The sequence below is a fragment of the Geobacillus sp. DSP4a genome, assembly GCF_013096875.1.
GTDB lineage: Bacteria > Bacillota > Bacilli > Bacillales > Anoxybacillaceae > Geobacillus > Geobacillus thermophilus.
Map to the genome: position 1 here is coordinate 1 of NZ_SDLD01000155.1, position 789 is coordinate 789.

Annotated in this window: 1 protein-coding gene and 1 pseudogene; both read right to left on the minus strand. The window is 45.0% G+C overall.

Annotated elements, in window-relative coordinates; genetic code table 11:
- Nucleotides 1-295 (minus strand): helix-turn-helix domain-containing protein (locus ETC02_RS16765; RefSeq protein WP_063211857.1); only part of this gene is annotated, 295 nt, incomplete at its 3' end.
- Between the two features lie 315 nt (nt 296-610).
- Nucleotides 611-789 (minus strand): annotated as a pseudogene (locus ETC02_RS16770) (IS701 family transposase); the annotation flags it as partial.

Below are 789 nucleotides of genomic sequence, written 5' to 3' on the forward strand. Positions count from 1 at the left end.
CGGGGAGCTGATGTTCAATGATCAAAGCCAGCTCTTTTTCCTGCTCAGGGGTCAATCGACGTGGGGCGCCAGGTGAGTATTTCATCTCCAGTCCATCAAGACCGCGCTGGGCGTAGGCATGAATATAGTTATAAATAGTTTTCTTGGATCGACCAATAATCGTTGCGATTTCTCCTTTGGTATATCCCTGCAAATGAAGATAAATCGCTTGGTAGCGTTCATATGCTCGTTTACTTTTTGCTTCTTTCATGGCAGTGGACAACTTTTCGATCTCGTCTTTGTGATTTGGCATCATATTTTCTCTCCGTTCCCCTATTTTCTCTTTTATTTATTCGCCGTGGAACGGGAGAAAACCTTTATTTCAATTTATATACTGTAGATGAGCACCTGAATCCGTGACAGAAGTGTATCAAAAATGCTGGGAAACCCAATCGTGTCGAGACTTCGACTCCATTTCGAATGTTCACCTATTAGGTGAAGAACCCCGAGTGCAATATTTTGTTGATTGATCCAGTTTTCTTGGCAGCTTTGAACGCGTCTTTATCACGGATTCAGGGAGCATTTTTCATTACAATAATTTCCATGGTTAGAGAGACAAACAGGGTACCCCTTACGCGATACGGAGCTGTTTTTTGATCACATCAATGGGAATATCTTGCTTTGCAGCGTCATAAATGAACTCGACGACGCTGTGGTCTTTCCGCGACCGAAGAAGCTCCAGCCCGGTGGAGAGGTTTTGTCGGGATTCGGCGATGCTGTACACGCAGGCCAACAGCACCACCGCCCAAT